Here is a 17,068-nt window from a genome sequence, read left to right on the forward strand (position 1 = left end):
CAACGAATTGTTCATATTTAGGAAAGCTATTAATAATCTTTTATCCTATCATTACCTATCATAAAAGATAATATGCATTTATCGTATATTTAAAATAACAAACATTATATAGCCAAGAATTACTCCAAAGCTTATTCCACACACCATAAACATAAAATTTACAGCATGGTATTCGCTTTTAGAGATAGTGACTTCTCTTTCGTTTTTGATGAACATGTCTCCTCCATGATTCTATATATTTATTTAAACTAGTTTTTTCTCACACTTTTATATTTTAAAAGATTCTACTTTTATATATGCAGAATCTTTTTAGAAAATTTGAATTATATTATATATTGTAAGTTAGATTGTCATACACTTAATTAAAAAGATTTATTTTTCAGAGAAATGGTAGAAAAGATTATCCACATATCTTCCTGACTTCGTCGCATTTCCAATCAAGTCAATATGTGAGTTAATCGTTGCACTACCTGCTTTAAGTTCACCAATCTTGTGCTCTTTACTATCTTGGTCGACATCATGAGTACCTGTATTATCTACATAGTTCATCTTGTAATCCACTGAAGGATCACCTTGATCGTCGTTCAGTTTGTAACCATTATCTGACTTGACAAAGACTTCAACTGTCTTGCCTCCATCATAAGGGACGTACGCTCCGCTAACTTTAGTGGCATTTTTTAGTTCTACATTTGCCACTTCACCTGTGCCTCGGTTGGCATCGGTTAAAGTTACAGCGGATGGGACAATACCATACCAGCCCGGCTCTCCCGGAGCTTGTGCAGTATAGTTGTATTCTACTTCTACCTTGTCATTTGTCAAATCTTGTTGATCGGCTTGAATGACAGAAGCTGCCGTTTTCAAGTTAGCAACGTCTGTTGAGAAACCGCCCAAGCCTGCTTGAGACAAGTCCGTACCCGAAACATATGAGTCAACGCGTGATACTGCTGTCGCTACGGCCTTCGACCAGCCACTGCGTACATAGTCATAAGTACCAGCATTTGCCGACTTGGTCGTTTGCGCTTTTGTCGCCTCTGCTTCAAAATCTGTCGCTGCTTCTACAAAATCATGCAAAGTTTTCATGTTAGTATCTGCCTTGACTTTATCTCCTAGAGCGTCTCCCGCTGTCATCCCTTTTGCATCAACGATGAAGTACATGCCATAAGCATCTCCGATTTGCCCTAATAACTCTGTTTTTTTATCGCTATTATTCAAAGCATCAACTTCTTTACGAGCATCTTCAATCTTTTGAAGTTTTAGACCAGTATTGAGTTCTGTACGAGTATTATCTTTGAAAAGAAGATTTACATCAGCTTGTGCTTTATCTTCATCGCTTGCCCAAGTGACAGGGACTGTTACTGTACCTGAGAATGTATTTTTTCCTACCCAAATATAATTTACAGTTGTTGTAGAACCTGGTAATCTATCCCAAACAATATTACCATTTTCTTCTACTCCACCATTACTAATAGTTAAAGTTGGAGCAGAGCCATCTGTATTTTTTAGATTTTGTTTTGGTATTTCAACTTTACCATCAACAGCTTGTTGACTTGCTTCATCTACAGTTTGACCACCCAATTTATAATTTGTCCAACTCGTACGACCCCCAATCAACGACATATCAGTAATATGATTTTTGTCAAAATATACCCATGAGTTACTGACTGTGCCTGCATTCATAATTTTTTCAAATCCTCCTTGATTCAATTTACAATTACTCGCATTTAATGCATTCAAGTTAGTCATTCCTGATAAGTCGGGTATTTTACTTACATCTGAAAAATCTTGGCTTGCAAACCCCAATTGTATTAAATTTACAAAATTTTCAATTCCCGTTAGGTCATGAATTTGATTAGCAACTGTAGCGTCCGTATAGGCAATACCTGCTGTACAGGCTTTAGCTTCTCCAACTGTAATATCTTGTGTAGCTGGACGTGTAGGATCAATTTTATTATTGAGTAATTTCTTTAGATTAGCATCTGGAATATTAATAATATCTGCGTCATCTTTGTTTTGGATGGAAGTAAGCTTAACTTGCGTTTGTTTCGGTGTAACATGAGTTTGATTTGCATGCGCTAAGGGTTGCACTGCCCCCAAAAGAGTGAGTGCCGTTAAAATTGTGGCTCCTAAAGTTACAATTTTTTTCATTCTATTATCCTTCTATTGTTGTTTTTATTATTTTTCAGAGAAATGGTAGAAAAGAGTATCCACATATCTTCCTGACTTCGTCGCATTTCCAATCAAGTCAATATGTGAGTTAATCGTTGCACTACCTGCTTTAAGTTCACCAATCTTGTGTTCTTTACTATCTTGGTCAACATCATGAGTACCTGTATTATCTACATAGTTCATCTTGTAATCCACTGAAGGATCACCTTGATCGTCGTTCAGTTTGTAACCATTATCTGACTTGACAAAGACTTCAACTGTCTTGCCTCCATCATAAGGGACGTACGCTCCGCTAACTTTAGTGGCATTTTTTAGTTCTACATTTGCCACTTCACCTGTGCCTCGGTTGGCATCGGTTAAAGTTACAGCGGATGGGACAATACCATACCAGCCCGGCTCTCCCGGAGCTTGTGCAGTATAGTTGTATTCTACTTCTACCTTGTCATTTGTCAAATCTTGTTGATCGGCTTGAATGACAGAAGCTGCCGTTTTCAAGTTAGCAACGTCTGTTGAGAAACCGCCCAAGCCTGCTTGAGATAAGTCCGTACCCGCAACATATGAGTCAACGCGTGATACTGCTGTCGCTACGGCCTTCGACCAGCCACTGCGTACATAGTCATAGGTACCAGTCTTTGCTGCTTTGTTTGAATGGGCTTTTGTCGCCTCTGCTTCAAAATCTGTCGCTGCTTCTACAAAATCATGCAAGGTTTTCATATTGGGATTTTCTTTTACTTTATCTCCTAGAGCATCCCCCGCTGTCATCCCGTTTGCATCAACGATGAAGTACATGCCATATGCATCTCCAATAAGTTTGAGCATTCCGGTTTTTTCAGCACTGTCGTTCAAAGCATTAACTGCTTTACGTGCGTCTTCGATCTTCTCTAGTTTTGTGCCGGTATTAAGTTCAACATATGTCGTATCTTTAAATAAAGCATCTACAAGGTCTTGTGCTGCTGTTTCCGGGACATCTGCGAGTGTTTTAGCTTGAGCTAAATTATCTAAGAATGTCGTAAATGAGCCTTGATACTCCCAGTCAATAGTAGTGTACCCAGAAGCATTCACATACTGTTCAGAAACCGTCTTGGATAAACCGATAATGGCTGTAACATAGCCGGATTTGAGCTTAGTATGTGTAGAATCTGTAAAAACATTTTCAATATAATCACTCGCTTTACCAGATGCTGCGGTAAAAATTTTCTTTGTACTATCGACATCGTGAAGTGGCCCGTGCAAGTCCCAAGCTGTCCCAATCTTCGTGAGTAATGTAGCCTTATCTGGTTCAGTATCATCCAAGGTCAAAACCTTATCTAAAGCACTTTTTAAATCGGCTCTATACATATTTGTTTTTAATTTAGTTGCTGCTGCTCCATCTGAGAACAGATAATTAACGGCTGTAGTTGCCTCTGCTACAGTAGCTTTGTTTTTTAGTGCTACATGGTTTTCCGTTTCTACAACCTGCGACGCATGCACCAAAGGCTGTGCTGCGCCTAAAAGTGTAAGTGCAGTCAATGTTGTTGCACCTAAAGTAGCAATTTTTTTCATCTTATGTTTCCTTTACTTTTTTGTTTATTTATTTGTAAAAAGAGGCTATTCTCTCAATTACCATAATTATTGCACTACTAATACCGCATCCACGGAGGAACCATTCAATGGTGACTTACCATCTTTCAAAGAAAAAGCAGATGTTGTAATAGTCATAGGATACTTGCCTGGTTTAAGAGACAATTTTTTTGTTGGAACTTCCGTGATTGCATTCCCTGGCTTGATGAGTTTACTATCCAAAACAGTAATCTCTCTCTTACCTTCTTGAACGGTAACTTTATATTTAAAATAAGCTTTATTAATTTTAGAATTACCAAGCGTCATTTTTATGTTCTTATCTTTATGATTAACAGGGACTTCGCCAAAACCTGCTATAACTAAATCTCCTGCTTTCCATTGCTTACCAACTCGGATGGGGTCATCATAGGCGTGGGCATTATTATCAAAGTTAGAGGAATGACTGCGCCACCAAAGGAAACCACCTACAAAGATAAAGAACAGGAGCAGTAACAACAGAAACCATCGTTTTTTCTTTTTCTTTTCTTCACTACTTTGTGTACTCTCTGCGACTGTTTGCTTTCCTTCAATCATTTTCTCTCCTTCTCAAATATAAAATTGTTCCAAATAGACATACTACTATTCCTAGAATTATTAGATCTAACTTGTGCTCACTTCCCAAATCAGGTAAATTCCTCTTAGAAACAATGTCATTCGTTTGTGTTTGTGTTTCTTGTTTCCTAGTGCTCTGTTGTATTTTTTCAGAATGCCCAGTTTCTCTAGAATTATTTATAATAGCTTCATATCCAACTGCTGTAGAAGTACTATTTCCATACACACGTTGATACTTTAACGATAGAGTTCCTAGTCCCACCAGAAGCCCGATCACGAGAATCAATTTTGTTAATGAAAATAATTTCTGCTCTTTTCTGTCTTCCAATATCTTTCTTCATCTGCGCCCCTCTCTTATTGATGAAATTATTATATACCAGAAATACCCAATATTTTTATCTACTTTTGCACAGTACGGTAAAATTTTTTATAATAAAAAATAAGTCCCCTTGGAACTTATAGATAATGTTATATACGAGCATAAAAGCATCCTCACCTTTAGTTTCTACTCCTCTACTCAACCTTTTCTGCACTGTCTAAGAGATAAAGAAAAGGAAAGTGAAAAAAGTATTGCTTATACAATACTTTTTGACTTTCCTCTCCTCATTCAATATTTGTGATTTTACTCAGTTCGTATTCAAAAAGTTCTTCTCGAATATTTTGTAATTCTTCAAGATCAAAAACAAAACCTATTTGTAACTTCTTAGAGTGTATTTTCTTTAAAATATCATAGTCAGTATCGTAAAGAATCAAGTCCTCACTATTATATTCCGTTGTTTTCATTTGGGGATTAAACTGCTGTATCTTTACCAAAGCCCCATATTCATGTGTAATTACTTCTTTTGCGAGTAAGTAGTCTGCATAAAAGCTAGACAATAGAAAAAGGCGTTTAGGACGTGTTTTTTTATTGAGAACAAAGAATAATTTTGACGCTAAATATTGAAAGTGTGCATTAGAGAAAATAAGATTTCGTCTAGCTTCCATATTCCAATCTTCTAGAATTTCTTTAATTTCTTCTAAAAATTCTGCGGGAACACGTGCAATATGTCCGCGTTCTAAATGCTCTTCGGGAATAAGTATTTGCAAATTAAACAAACATTTTCTCAAAAAGCTAATGAGAGAAACTTCAAATAGGCTATCTGACACTAAAGATATGTTGTATTTTGTCTCAAACTTCTCAACCAGTTGTTTATAGTAGAGTCTCGGAGATGTTTTAATAAGCTCTGCATAAGAATCATAAGTTTCACTCAGTCTTTGATTATCATAATAATTTGCATTCATAATATTAAAGACAAGCGCAAAATAAAAAACTTCATGTTCTGTAACTTGTTTATACATATTTTTTTTCAAAAATATCTCTATTGGACCAGATAATCTTTGATAAATTTTAGTTTTTTTCAAAATCTGTACAGAATCTTCATCAAAAAATATCGGAGTTTTCTTTTCTCTACTAAAACTCAGCTGTAAGAGAAGACTGGCATATTCTTTGGAAGACTGTGAAAACAAGCATTTTTCCACTTCCTCTATCTCACTGAACAACTGATTAAATATAAGTTGCCGCTGAGGTATAATTTCAATTAAATCTATACCAACTTTCCATTGGTAAAAAGCCATTAAAAAGCGAATTCGGCATTCGTTATTGATTATTTCCTCGTCGGACAAACTTATATTAAGTCTTGCCAAATATTCTACTACAGTGTTTCTTACTCTATAAGCTTTTGCTATAGAAATCCATTCTTTTTCTGCAAAAACATCAACGTGTTTAATATTATTTTTGAGAAAGAAGCAACAAGCACGAACAAACAAGGAATCTTGATACATTTGCTTCAAAAACTCTCTTTTATTCTTCTTTTTCTTATTAGGAATATAATAACCCACTGTATTTGCCAGTATTATCGGTTCTTGGGAATCACAATACTCTTGGTTTATGCTTTTCACATCTGCTTTAATTGTTGCTGTAGTCACTTGTAAATTCAAAGCCTTCTCTTTTGATGTTAAGTGTTCATTTTCCCAAAGCATTGTGACTATTTCTGATTTTCTATAGATATCTTTTTCTAAATACTGAATGAACAGCGAATCAGCCATAATTTCTCTTCCTTCTAAATAGATATAATATTTTTTTATAAATTATCTCATTTACTCCATCCTAGAGATATCGTTTTTAATTTGTTTTTTGTATTTCAAATTAATCCCAGTAATTTTACCATAAATATTAAGATTTGTGTTTCTATATTGGAAATAAAAGCATCTGTTCTAGTGTAGTCCACACTTCATCTGAACGTACTCTCTGATAAAGTTTCAGCATCCTAAAGTGGAAATGTCATGAATAAAAAAACCATCTAATATAATAAAATATCAAATGGTTTATCATTTATTCAAACAAAGATTTATATTCTCCATATCCTTCTTCATCTAATTTTTCTACAGGAACAAATTTTAAGGCTGCTGCATTGATACAATAACGGAGGCCACCTTGATCTTGCGGTCCGTCTGTAAATACATGCCCGAGGTGTGAATCTGCATCCTTACTTCGGACTTCAATGCGGTGCATCCCTAATGAAAAATCTGCTTTTTCTTTAACTCCTCGTTTTTCTATGGGGCGCGTAAAAGATGGCCAACCACAGCCTGCATCATATTTATCAGTAGAGCTAAAAAGCGGCTCTCCGCTGACAATATCAACATAGATTCCATCTTGATAGAAGTCATCATACTTTCCAGAAAAAGGACGTTCTGTGGCATTTTCCTGTGTCACTGCATATTCAATATCGGATAATTTTTGTTTCAACTCTTCTTTTGATAGTTTTTCCACTACAAATTTCCTCCTTATTGTCTTACTTATTCAAGTATAGCATTATCCAGAAAAAATACTTGTACTTTTATTTGGAATCTTTATATCACTTTAACTTTCCCATACCTCTGTCATATCACTATATAAAACAGGCCTCACTTCATCCCGTAAGGCCTGTTTCAATAGCTTCTATCCTCAATGGAGCGTCTGTATCCTTTAAAGCCATTCCTGTTTCAGAACAAAAAATGACCCTCGGATATCTCCCGCTAGCTTTGAACGTTGACGGGCGAATTTAAATTTTCCTTCAAGTTCTTTAGGGACTTCCATTCCTGAAGCTAGTTTGAAACCTACAGCATGTTTAGGTTTTTTCCCTTCTTCTGCCGTTTTTTCATAGAGGACATTGATGACTAAGCCATCTTCAAAATAAAATTCTGGCCAGTAGAGTGTATCACTCTCATAAACTGCCACTTCTAAAATGGGGGCTGAAAAAACGAGATCGCGCTCTTCTTTCAATAATTTTTCAAGCCAAGCGACCTCTTTCTTTTTTTCTGATGCCGGGTAAGTGATATACTCAAACTTATATTTATTCCAGAAATAGCGTGCTTCGTTCGCACGTAATCCTGCTAAGCTTTCTGCTACAGGCGAACTTTCTAAGCCTGTAGTCTCAACTTGTCCTTCTTTAAAATTAACTTTATATGCCATACTTGACCCTCGTTTCTTTTTCTCAATTATAGCACAACTCATGACACCACATTTAGTAATTACTCCTCCTTTAACGAAAACAATTATTTTTCGCTGAGGGCCTAACAAAACCTCATGGGGCTTAGTGTTTGACGCTTCACGATTTGGCCTGTTATGGACAATGTGTATTGTCTCAGATAAGTTTTGTTATCTAAAAACTTAAGAGCTAGATTTTTAGATGATGAACAGTTGGGTGGTTACGTCTGACGTCTATAAAAAATAAGTCCTGCCAAAAGCAGAACTTACTGTTGTTTATTATGTTAATCCGCAGCTAAGGCTTCGATTGTGTTCAAACGTGCAGCACGCGCAGCTGGAGCGAGACTTGAAAGCAAAGCTATGATTATCGCAATAATCACTGCAAAGATAACATGGCCCGTAGTGATTTGAACGATATTACCACCCACTAAGCTATGAAGTGATTTGTTGATGATAGCTTGACCGGCAAAAGCAAGGCCAATAGCAATCACAGCTGATGATAATCCAAGGATAACACTTTCAGCAGTGAACATACGTGATACATCTTTACGACGACCACCAAGGGCACGAAGTACACCAATTTCTTTTGTACGTTCTGCTACTGACATGTAAGTTGTCACAACAATCATAAAGATTGAGACGATTAAACTAATACCAGCAATGGCAGCTAAAACAGTGGAAACGATACCTGTGATATCGGTAATTGTGTCAAGCATACTACCGATATTTGTAGATGCAAACACAAGTTTATCATTGTCTTTGAGATTATTGATTGCTTTAGTTACATCTTTGACCTTATCTGTGTCTGTAACTGTCACATAGGCCATATTTGGCAACGAATCGATGTTATTATCAGAAAGCATTGTTTTTAGGGCTTCTGTTGAAGTTAAAACCCCAACCATTGGCAAGTCTTGTAAGACACCAGAGATTTCCATATCTTGTGTGATAGTCACAGGTGCATTATTTTTGTCAATAGTTTGGAAGCTAACTTTCACAGTTTTACCAATGACTGCTTTCCAATCTTTAGCTTCAAATGCTTTTTGGTCAAACTTCTTCATGTCTGCTTCAGAAATAACAATTTGATTGCCTTTTGGCTCTGTCCCAGCATGTAAGGTTGATGTTTGAATCATTGGCGTCCAAGACATAATTGCTTGGCTACTTGTTGTCTGTCCACTGTAGTCCAGTGTCACAGCACCTGCTTTTGTTATTCCAGCATCTACTGTCTCTACATTATCCAAATCTTTCAATTTGTTGATATTCTCATCTGTGATACCAAGCATTGTTTGTTGGGCCTTTGAATAGGCTTCTTCGTTATCTTTGCCTTGATTATTAGCAGGGTCCCTTTTAACAACTGAAATAATATTAGGATTGGCTAAACTTGTAACCTGATCATTCATATATTTGGTTGCCCCAGTACCTAGCCCAAGGAAGAAAATAACAGAGAATAAACCAATGGCTGTACCAATAGCGATAAGAAGATTTATTTTCCACGTATTTGTAAAGTGCTTAAAGGCTGTTTTAATCACATCTCCATACGAAAGTGCTTTAGTCTTGAATGACTTAGCCTCATCAGGTACCGGATAAGCTGGTTTATCGCGTTCGTCACCAATGATTTGTCCATCCGCTAAACGAATCGTCCGTGTACCGTAGTCCGCCACTTCTTGTGAGTGTGTCACGACGATAACTGTTTTACCTGACTGAGCAATCTGACGCAAAAGTGCTAAGACTTCTTTGGTATTTTGTGAATCAAGTGCACCTGTTGGCTCATCAGCAAGGATGACTTCAGGATCACTGGCCAAAGCACGTGCAATAGCCACCCTTTGTTTTTGGCCACCAGAAAGCTGGGCAGGTTTTTTCTTGCGATGCTCGTAGAGCCCAACTTGCTTGGTCAATTCTGTCGCACGTTCGATACGTTCTTTCTCAGATAAGCTCGTCATTTTTAAACTAATGAGAATATTGTCCAGAACGCTCAGGTAGTTAATGAGATTGAAAGATTGGAAGATAAAACCGATAGTATCACGGCGGTACGCATCCATGTCTTTTTCCTTCTTCGCTTTTTGGGCCACGCCGTCAATAAGGACATCCCCATCATATTCACGGTCAAGTCCCCCGATGATATTCATCAATGTGGACTTACCACCACCTGATTCGCCAAGCAGACTGACAAAGTCACCCCGTTCAAACTCAAGATTAATTCCTTTAAGGACGGGAAATTCATCTTTGCCTAAAAAGTAGGATTTTCTAATATTTTTTAATTCTAATACGGGCATAAGTTCTTCTTTCTACAATAAAGATATATCTATTATACCTTAAATTTTACCAAAAAATTTAGGACCTTAGGCTGATTTGCTTTGCCTTAGAAATCATCCCAGTTTTCATCTTTTCTGCTACGTGGATTATGACCGAAGTTCCAAGGATTATGCGCATCTCTCATTTGACGGCGCATTTCTTTTCTCATTTTTTGTTCCATCTCTCGTCCCATATGGTGCATCATTCGTGGATCAAAGCCTCCAGGTCGCATACCACCAAAGTGGAAATCACAATCTTCGTGTGAAATATTGTTTTCTTCTAGTTTTTCTAAGATAGAAATTAACTGTGTTTGTTCTTCTTCAGTTAAAGTACCAAAGATACCTTCTGATAAATCATCTTGACTTTCTCGTCGTTCAATTTTGGCTTGTTTCCCCTCCTCTGTCAAGAAAACACGACTTACGCGTTTGTCATTTTCATCCGTGACCCGTTTTACTAAGCCTTTTTGCTCCAAAGTTTTTACTTGAGCTGTAACACTTGAAGGACGAATATCAAGAAGTTCTGCAATTTCTGCATTTGTGAGCCCATCTGCTTTCCACAGCTCTACTAAAAGCCCTTGGGCACCTGTACGTGATTTTTTCTCACCGAGTTTATTTGACATTCTTTCCATATGCAAAGCCATGATAAGTTGAGGATTGCGCAATAATTTTGAAAAGAGATGAAGTAATTTATTTGTTTCTGCTGACATAGTTGTTCTCCTTTAATTAGTTTATTATAACAATAAGCTAACAAAATATATTTTAATATATTTATTTCGTTTTGTCAATATAAAAACTAACGACTTTTAAAAGTCGTTAGTTCCTAAGTCCATTTGATACAGTTTTTGGAAGTCTTCATTATGTTGAAGAAGGTATTCTGGTTGGTCATCCAGTTTAATTTTTCCATTTTCAAAAAAGATGACACGATCCATGTGTTGAACACCAAGAAGATGGTGTGTGATAAAGATAATGGTTTTATCTTTTAAGCGCTCGAAGAAAAGTCGTAATAGTTGATTTTCCGTAATCGGATCAAGCGAAACTGTGGGTTCATCAAGAATAACTAGCTCAACATCAGATAATAAAATCCGGGCTAAAGCTAAACGTTGGCGTTCACCGCCTGAAAAACGCTGCCCTGCTTCATCAACAACTTCGTTGAGCTGGTTTGGAAGGGAAGCAACCATTTTCTTAAGTCCAACCAAGTCCAAGGCATTCCAGATTTCCTCATCACTTGCATCCAAACGAGCCAAACTAAGGTTAGAGCGGATACTTGCGTTAAAAATATATGGATTTTGATTGATGACACCAATTTTTTCTTCGACGTTATTAGCGTAGGCTGGCTCAACACCTGAAAGATCTATCCGCCCCGATTGGGCGATGAGATCACCCCGTATCAAACTCGCTAAGGTTGACTTTCCTACACCAGAACGTCCTAAAATAGCGACATGTTCTCCTTCTTTAATGTGAAGGCTTAAATCTTCAAAAATCACTTTATCTCCAAAAGCAAAGTTTAATTCAGAGATTTGTAAATCAGTAGCCAAAATCCTTTCTTGTCGTACATCTTCCTTAACATCAGACAAGTCGTTGAGACGTTGTACAGAATCACCATAACGTTGTGTTTCAACAACCGCATCAGATAAAGGAGCAAACGCATCAAAAAGGGGAAACGCCGCCAAAGAAACAGCTGCAATATAGTTTGGAGCATCTCCTCCCTGCAAGCTAGTTCCTGACCATACGATTAGATAAACAACAAGTAAGGCAAATATAAGTTGCAAAACTAAATTACGCTTCCGTACATAGCTCAACATTTTTTCTTGTATTTGACGTGCTGCTTGCTCTGAAGCTTGATAGTCTCCTAAAAAATCATCCTTTCTGTCAGATAAAACCCAATCTTGCAGTCCTAAAATATCATCTGTCAGATTGGAAAAGAGTTGATTTCGATAGTTTTTTAAATCACGGTCATACTTAGCCGAGACCTTTAAGGATACATAGGGTAAAACAATCACCATAAGACCTAAGAAAAAGGCAATACCCAAGGCCAAGGCTATCGAGAAAACTCCAGACGCGATGATCAGAGCCACAGATAAGCTACCGACAATCATTAACGGAAATATAGTACGTAAAAATAAGTCTTGAATATTGGCAATATCTTCATTCAGTAAGCCTAGTAAGTCACCCAATTTATAACGATCAGATAAGCCAATGGCGGATTTCTCCAATCTCAAATAAAGTTTTCGACGGAGGTTACTGGTAATACGTAAAATCCAGTTGTGTGAAGTTAAGCGCTCGATATAGCGGACAACTGGTCGTGAGATACCAAAAACACGCACCATCAGTACCGGAACATAAATTATCAAAATATTTTGGGGTTTCGTTGCTGATTTCGAAATCACATAGCCTGCTGAAAACATAAGCAAACCTGCACAAAACATCGTGATGGTACCAAGGATAATCGCTAAAATCATCCCCACACGATATTTACGCAAAAAAGGTGTGATCCAATCATTATTGAAAAGAATCTTTTTCATTTTTTCTCCATTGCTTTTACAATTAAGTGGTCTAGCCTCTCATTTCTTGCAAGAGCTCTTGATAATAAGCATTTGTAGTCAAGAGTTCTTGGTGTGAGCCTATGGCTTCTAACTTGCCTTCATTTAAGACAAGTATCAAATCCATCTGAGGCAACCAATGTAGTCGGTGAGTGGCTAAGAAGACTAACTTCTTCTCAAAGAGAGGCAGAATATTTTCTTTAATTTCCAATTCCGTTTCCACATCCAGATGAGCCGTTGGCTCGTCTAAGAAAAGTATATTTCTTTGGTGAGAGAGAAAGGCCCGTGTCAAAGCCACCCGCTGCATTTGCCCTCCAGACAATGTACGTCCACCAGAACCGATATGTGCTGCTAAGCCTATGTCTTCTAGTAAATCTTTTAAGCCTGCTAAACTTGCAGCATGGATAATTTCCTCATCTGAAGCTTCGGGTTGATAAAAAGCAAGATTGTCTCGTAAAGTGCCCGCAAAAATATAAGTATTTTGAGGAATAAACTGTAAAGAATGACGGAATTTTTCGTCGTTAAGCGATGTCAACTGGTATTCATTAAGTTGTATCTCACCAGCACTGGGCATAAGAAATCCTGAAAGCATACTTAAAAGTGTTGATTTCCCTGAACCCGATGCACCCACAATCGCTACCTTTTTAAAGCCTTGAATGTCAACATTAATATCTGAAACACCACGCCCTGTTTCAAATATTTTACTTAAATGGCTGAGTGTTAAACGTGAGTTTTCATCCCATCTTATCACTTCAGGCAGCACATCAGTCAGATGTTCTTCAGTATTTAAGACTTCATTCACACTCACATAAGCATTTTTCCCATTCAAGGTCGCATGATAATCAGAGGCAAAATCACGTAAGGGCAAGAAATATTCTGGTGCTAATATCAAAGCAGCAAGGGCTGGAAACAAGAGGATGGAACCGTCCATCAACCTTAGTCCTAAAAAGAGGGCCACTGTGGCTACAGACAAGGTCGCAAAGAAATCCAAGGCAAAAGTAGACAAAATCGCAACACGCAACGTTGCCATGGTAGCTTTACGGAAACGTTCGGAAGTCTGAAAAATCGAGTTTGCATAGGTCTTTGAAAGTCCAAAATATTTGAGAGTAGAAATACCGCGGAGGGAGTCTAAAAAGTGATTTGACAAAATCTGAAATGTCTTATACTGCTTATCGGCTTGGCCTTGTGCGGCATATCCTAACAAAATCATAAAAATAATCGCAAAAGGAAAAGCGATAGCTAAAACAATGGCTGTCTGTAAATCTAAGAAAGCAATGGCTACAAGTAAGAGGATGGGGATAATCATCATATTCAAAACCTTTGACAAAACCAGTTTGATATATGTCTCCACCTCATCAATACCTGAAATAACGGTGGAGGTGAGGTTACCTGTTCCCATTTCTCGTGAGACCGCTGGGCCTAGATTAAAAGCCTTTGAAAGAATTTGACCACGTAAGTTTGAAGCGATACGGTAGGACACCCGATCCAGCATATACTGGCGTAAAAAGTTAACCACTTCACGCCCAAAAAAGCTCACAAAAAAGCCTATAATATACCACAAAACCTCTGTTAACTTTTGTCCTTGCCAAAGCCCTGTTATAGCTTGAGACAAGAACAATGCTTGCCCTAAAATACATAGCGCTTGAAGTAAGGCAAGACCTCCAAGGGCGGGAAGAATCTTACGTACTCCTGGGAGAGTAAATAGAGTTCTATCAATCATTTTTAATTACCTATTCTTATTCATTTAATAACTTTTATTATAGCAAAATATGAGGTGCAAACCTTTGATACTGCTTATAAATTCATTCTTAGTTATATAATAAAAAGCTCCTTATGAAGGAACTTTTCTTTCAATTATTCGCTCACACGTTTTTTGAAAATATAGTAAGTCCATGCCATGTAAGCAAGCACAAATGGCAAGATTGCTATTGTGATTATTGACATAGTTGACAAAGTATAGTGTGTTGAACTTGCATCTTTTATCAAAATGCTGTAAGCAGGATTTTCTGCAATCATCACACGAGGGAACAGACCTTGGAAAAGTAAAGCAACCAATGCTAAGAATGTTAACCCAGATGACAAAAATGCGGACATCTCACGTTTCTTCGATACTGAAACATGAGCTAACACAGTCAGAAGTACAATGACTGCCAACAACCCAATGGTCAAAACCGCATGCTTTTCAATAAAGTCAGTGTAGAGTGCAATCAAGACTGCAAAAGCAACTTCTCCTGCATAAAGAATGAAGTAAAGCTTGTTAGCCCAATCATTTGCACGTTTACGCATGCTACCTTCTGTCTTTAAGGCAATGTAGTTCAATCCGTGTAGGAAACTCATCAAGGCGACTGCGACACCCCCTACGATAGACAGTGGGTTAACATAAGTTGTAAAGCTTGCGTAGATATCACCGCGCGCATCCATCGGGACACCTTGGATCAAGCTGGTAAACATCAGACCAAATAAGAAAGGAATAGCAAAGCTTGTCACACCAAGTATAATTTCCCAGGCACGTTCTACTTTTTCTGTCTCACTGCGGTGACGGAACTCAAAAGTTACCCCGCGTAAGATCAAACAGGCTAAAATCAATAACAATATATTGTAATAGCCTGAGAAAAGAGAGGCATACCAGTAAGGGAAGCTTGCAAACATTCCGCCACCAGCAGTCAAAAGCCAAACCTCATTCATATCCCAGAAGGGACCGATGGTAGCAATTGCTTGATTGACTTCACGCTTATTACGCGCCAAAGTTATCACACTCATCCCCACACCAAAGTCGAAACCTTCGAGGAAGAAAAATCCCCCAAAGAGCACTGCAATTAAGATAAACCAAAATAATTGTAATCCACTCATTTCAAAGCCTCCTCTTCTTGTTCTTGTCCTTCTTTAGATTCAGACTTTTCTTTTTTCTCTTTGAGATTGGCACTACTAAAGGGATCCAAGTCAACATAAGCTGTTTCCGCTTTATGCGCACTTTCACGCATGACGCGACGGCTTAAAATAATCATGATTGTCCCTAAGACACAGAAGAGAATAAAATAAACGATATTTGAGAAGAGTAAGCTTCCGACTGAAACGTTCGGTGAAACAGAGTCTTTAATCGTAAACAAACCATAGACTGTCCACGGATAACGCCCGAGCTCCGTTACCAGCCAACCTGAAGTAATAGCAACAAACGGCAAGAACATTGACCAGCCATACAGGCGCATCATACCCGGTTTTTCGTACATCCATGGTTTCTTACGGCGTGTCCAGAAAAGTCCTAGTGCTGAGATAAGCATGAAGTACATACTTAATCCAGCCATGATACGGAAAGTATAGAAGAGTACCGTAACGGGTGGGTAATAGTTTTGATGATCACCATATTTGGCCTGAAGCTCTTTATTAATGTCATTCATACCTTCTACTGCTCCAGAAGGGCGATGATAAGTCAGGATAGATAACAGATAAGGGATACGTACCCCAAAGAGGGATTTGTGGTCGGCTTCATTAAAGAAAGCAACCATGTCCCAAGCAGCGGGATCCTCTGTCTTCTCGTACACACCTTCTGTTGCTGAGAATTTCATAGGTTGTGTATTTCGGACTTCCAGCATTTGCTGATCTCCAGCAACAAAGTTACCCATGGCTCCTAATAAAGCCACCAAAAGACCTAAGCGTAAAGCTGGTTTGAAAAAATCTACTTCCCGTTTTTTCAAAATTTGAAAGGCTGAGATACCTGCAACAGCAAAACCACCTGTCAAAAAGGCACCCGTGATAACATGGGTAAATTCTAAAGTCGTCTGTGGATTAGTCAATAATGAAGTAAAACTCGTTAAAGTTGCACGACCATCAATAACTTCATAACCCACAGGATTTTGCATGAAACTGTTGGCTGCCAAGATCCAAAGTGATGAGAGCCAGGTTCCGACCATGACCAAGCCAAGTGCAGCTAAGTGCAATTTCTTGCCGAGTCGATCCCAACCAAATATCCATACACCTAAGAAAGTGGATTCCATGAAGAAAGCCAGCAGGGCCTCAACAGCCAATGGTGCACCAAAGATGTCTCCGACAAAACGGGAATAATCCGACCAGTTCATACCAAACTGGAATTCTTGAATGATCCCTGTTACGACACCTACAGCAAAAGATAATAGCATGATTGTACCAAAGAATTTAGTACGTGTTTTCCATTTCTCATCGCCCGTTTTGACATACAATGCTTCCATGATAAAGGCCATCAATGTCAGCCCAATTGAGAGCGGGACAAAGAAAAAGTGGAAGATTGTGGTCATGCCAAACTGAAAACGTGCGAGAGTTTCAATTGTCAACATAAAGCCTCCTATTGCTCGAAGAAAGGTAAAAATACACAATTTTCGAGACTAACAAAAATTAATTACATCTCATTGTAACACTATGAAAGCAGACCGAAAAGAAATTTGTTT

The 17,068-nt window shown here is 38.0% G+C and carries 13 protein-coding genes; all 13 read right to left on the bottom strand.

The window, feature by feature from the left end:
- Positions 1 to 372: 372 nt before the first annotated feature.
- The gene (locus tag I6G50_RS05635) at positions 373 to 2,145 is read right to left on the bottom strand and encodes a toxin Cry1Ac domain D-VI-related protein (RefSeq protein WP_197908201.1); all 1,773 of its coding nucleotides are present in this window, start codon (positions 2,143 to 2,145) and stop codon (positions 373 to 375) included.
- A 27-nt stretch (positions 2,146 to 2,172) separates the two neighbouring features.
- The gene (locus tag I6G50_RS05640; RefSeq protein WP_197908202.1) at positions 2,173 to 3,708 is read right to left on the bottom strand and encodes a toxin Cry1Ac domain D-VI-related protein; all 1,536 of its coding nucleotides are present in this window, start codon (positions 3,706 to 3,708) and stop codon (positions 2,173 to 2,175) included.
- Between the two features lie 66 nt (positions 3,709 to 3,774).
- Complete coding sequence (locus tag I6G50_RS05645; protein WP_197908203.1) at positions 3,775 to 4,299, bottom strand: hypothetical protein; 525 nt, start codon at positions 4,297 to 4,299, stop codon at positions 3,775 to 3,777.
- Complete coding sequence (locus I6G50_RS05650) at positions 4,292 to 4,645, bottom strand: hypothetical protein (protein WP_042753201.1); 354 nt, start codon at positions 4,643 to 4,645, stop codon at positions 4,292 to 4,294. The genes I6G50_RS05645 and I6G50_RS05650 overlap by 8 nt, the downstream gene beginning before the upstream one ends.
- 275 nt (positions 4,646 to 4,920) lie before the next feature.
- The gene (locus I6G50_RS05655) at positions 4,921 to 6,402 is read right to left on the bottom strand and encodes a helix-turn-helix domain-containing protein (protein WP_197908204.1); all 1,482 of its coding nucleotides are present in this window, start codon (positions 6,400 to 6,402) and stop codon (positions 4,921 to 4,923) included.
- A 286-nt stretch (positions 6,403 to 6,688) separates the two neighbouring features.
- The gene (gene msrB / locus I6G50_RS05660; RefSeq protein WP_197908205.1) at positions 6,689 to 7,126 is read right to left on the bottom strand and encodes a peptide-methionine (R)-S-oxide reductase MsrB; all 438 of its coding nucleotides are present in this window, start codon (positions 7,124 to 7,126) and stop codon (positions 6,689 to 6,691) included.
- A gap of 195 nt (positions 7,127 to 7,321) precedes the next feature.
- On the bottom strand, positions 7,322 to 7,807 hold the full coding sequence (locus I6G50_RS05665; protein WP_081166196.1) for a phage tail protein: 486 nt from the start codon (positions 7,805 to 7,807) through the stop codon (positions 7,322 to 7,324).
- A 299-nt stretch (positions 7,808 to 8,106) separates the two neighbouring features.
- Positions 8,107 to 10,092 (bottom strand): ATP-binding cassette domain-containing protein, encoded by a 1,986-nt coding sequence (locus tag I6G50_RS05670; protein WP_197908206.1) that lies wholly within the window; start codon positions 10,090 to 10,092, stop codon positions 8,107 to 8,109.
- 86 nt (positions 10,093 to 10,178) lie between these two features.
- Positions 10,179 to 10,817, bottom strand: a complete 639-nt coding sequence (locus tag I6G50_RS05675; protein WP_197908207.1) for a MarR family winged helix-turn-helix transcriptional regulator — start codon at positions 10,815 to 10,817, stop codon at positions 10,179 to 10,181.
- Positions 10,818 to 10,913: 96 nt separating this feature from the next.
- On the bottom strand, positions 10,914 to 12,632 hold the full coding sequence (cydC, locus tag I6G50_RS05680; RefSeq protein WP_197908208.1) for a thiol reductant ABC exporter subunit CydC: 1,719 nt from the start codon (positions 12,630 to 12,632) through the stop codon (positions 10,914 to 10,916).
- Positions 12,633 to 12,663: 31 nt separating this feature from the next.
- A complete protein-coding gene (gene cydD / locus I6G50_RS05685) occupies positions 12,664 to 14,370 on the bottom strand; it encodes a thiol reductant ABC exporter subunit CydD (RefSeq protein WP_197908209.1) in 1,707 nt (568 codons plus the stop codon).
- Positions 14,371 to 14,504: 134 nt separating this feature from the next.
- The gene (cydB, locus tag I6G50_RS05690) at positions 14,505 to 15,500 is read right to left on the bottom strand and encodes a cytochrome d ubiquinol oxidase subunit II (protein WP_197908210.1); all 996 of its coding nucleotides are present in this window, start codon (positions 15,498 to 15,500) and stop codon (positions 14,505 to 14,507) included.
- Positions 15,497 to 16,957 (bottom strand): cytochrome ubiquinol oxidase subunit I, encoded by a 1,461-nt coding sequence (locus I6G50_RS05695; RefSeq protein ID WP_003135882.1) that lies wholly within the window; start codon positions 16,955 to 16,957, stop codon positions 15,497 to 15,499. The genes cydB and I6G50_RS05695 overlap by 4 nt, the downstream gene beginning before the upstream one ends.
- Between the last annotated feature and the right edge of the window lie 111 nt (positions 16,958 to 17,068).

It is taken from the genome of Lactococcus garvieae, assembly GCF_016027715.1.
In the GTDB taxonomy this organism is placed as follows: Bacteria; Bacillota; Bacilli; order Lactobacillales; family Streptococcaceae; genus Lactococcus; species Lactococcus garvieae_A.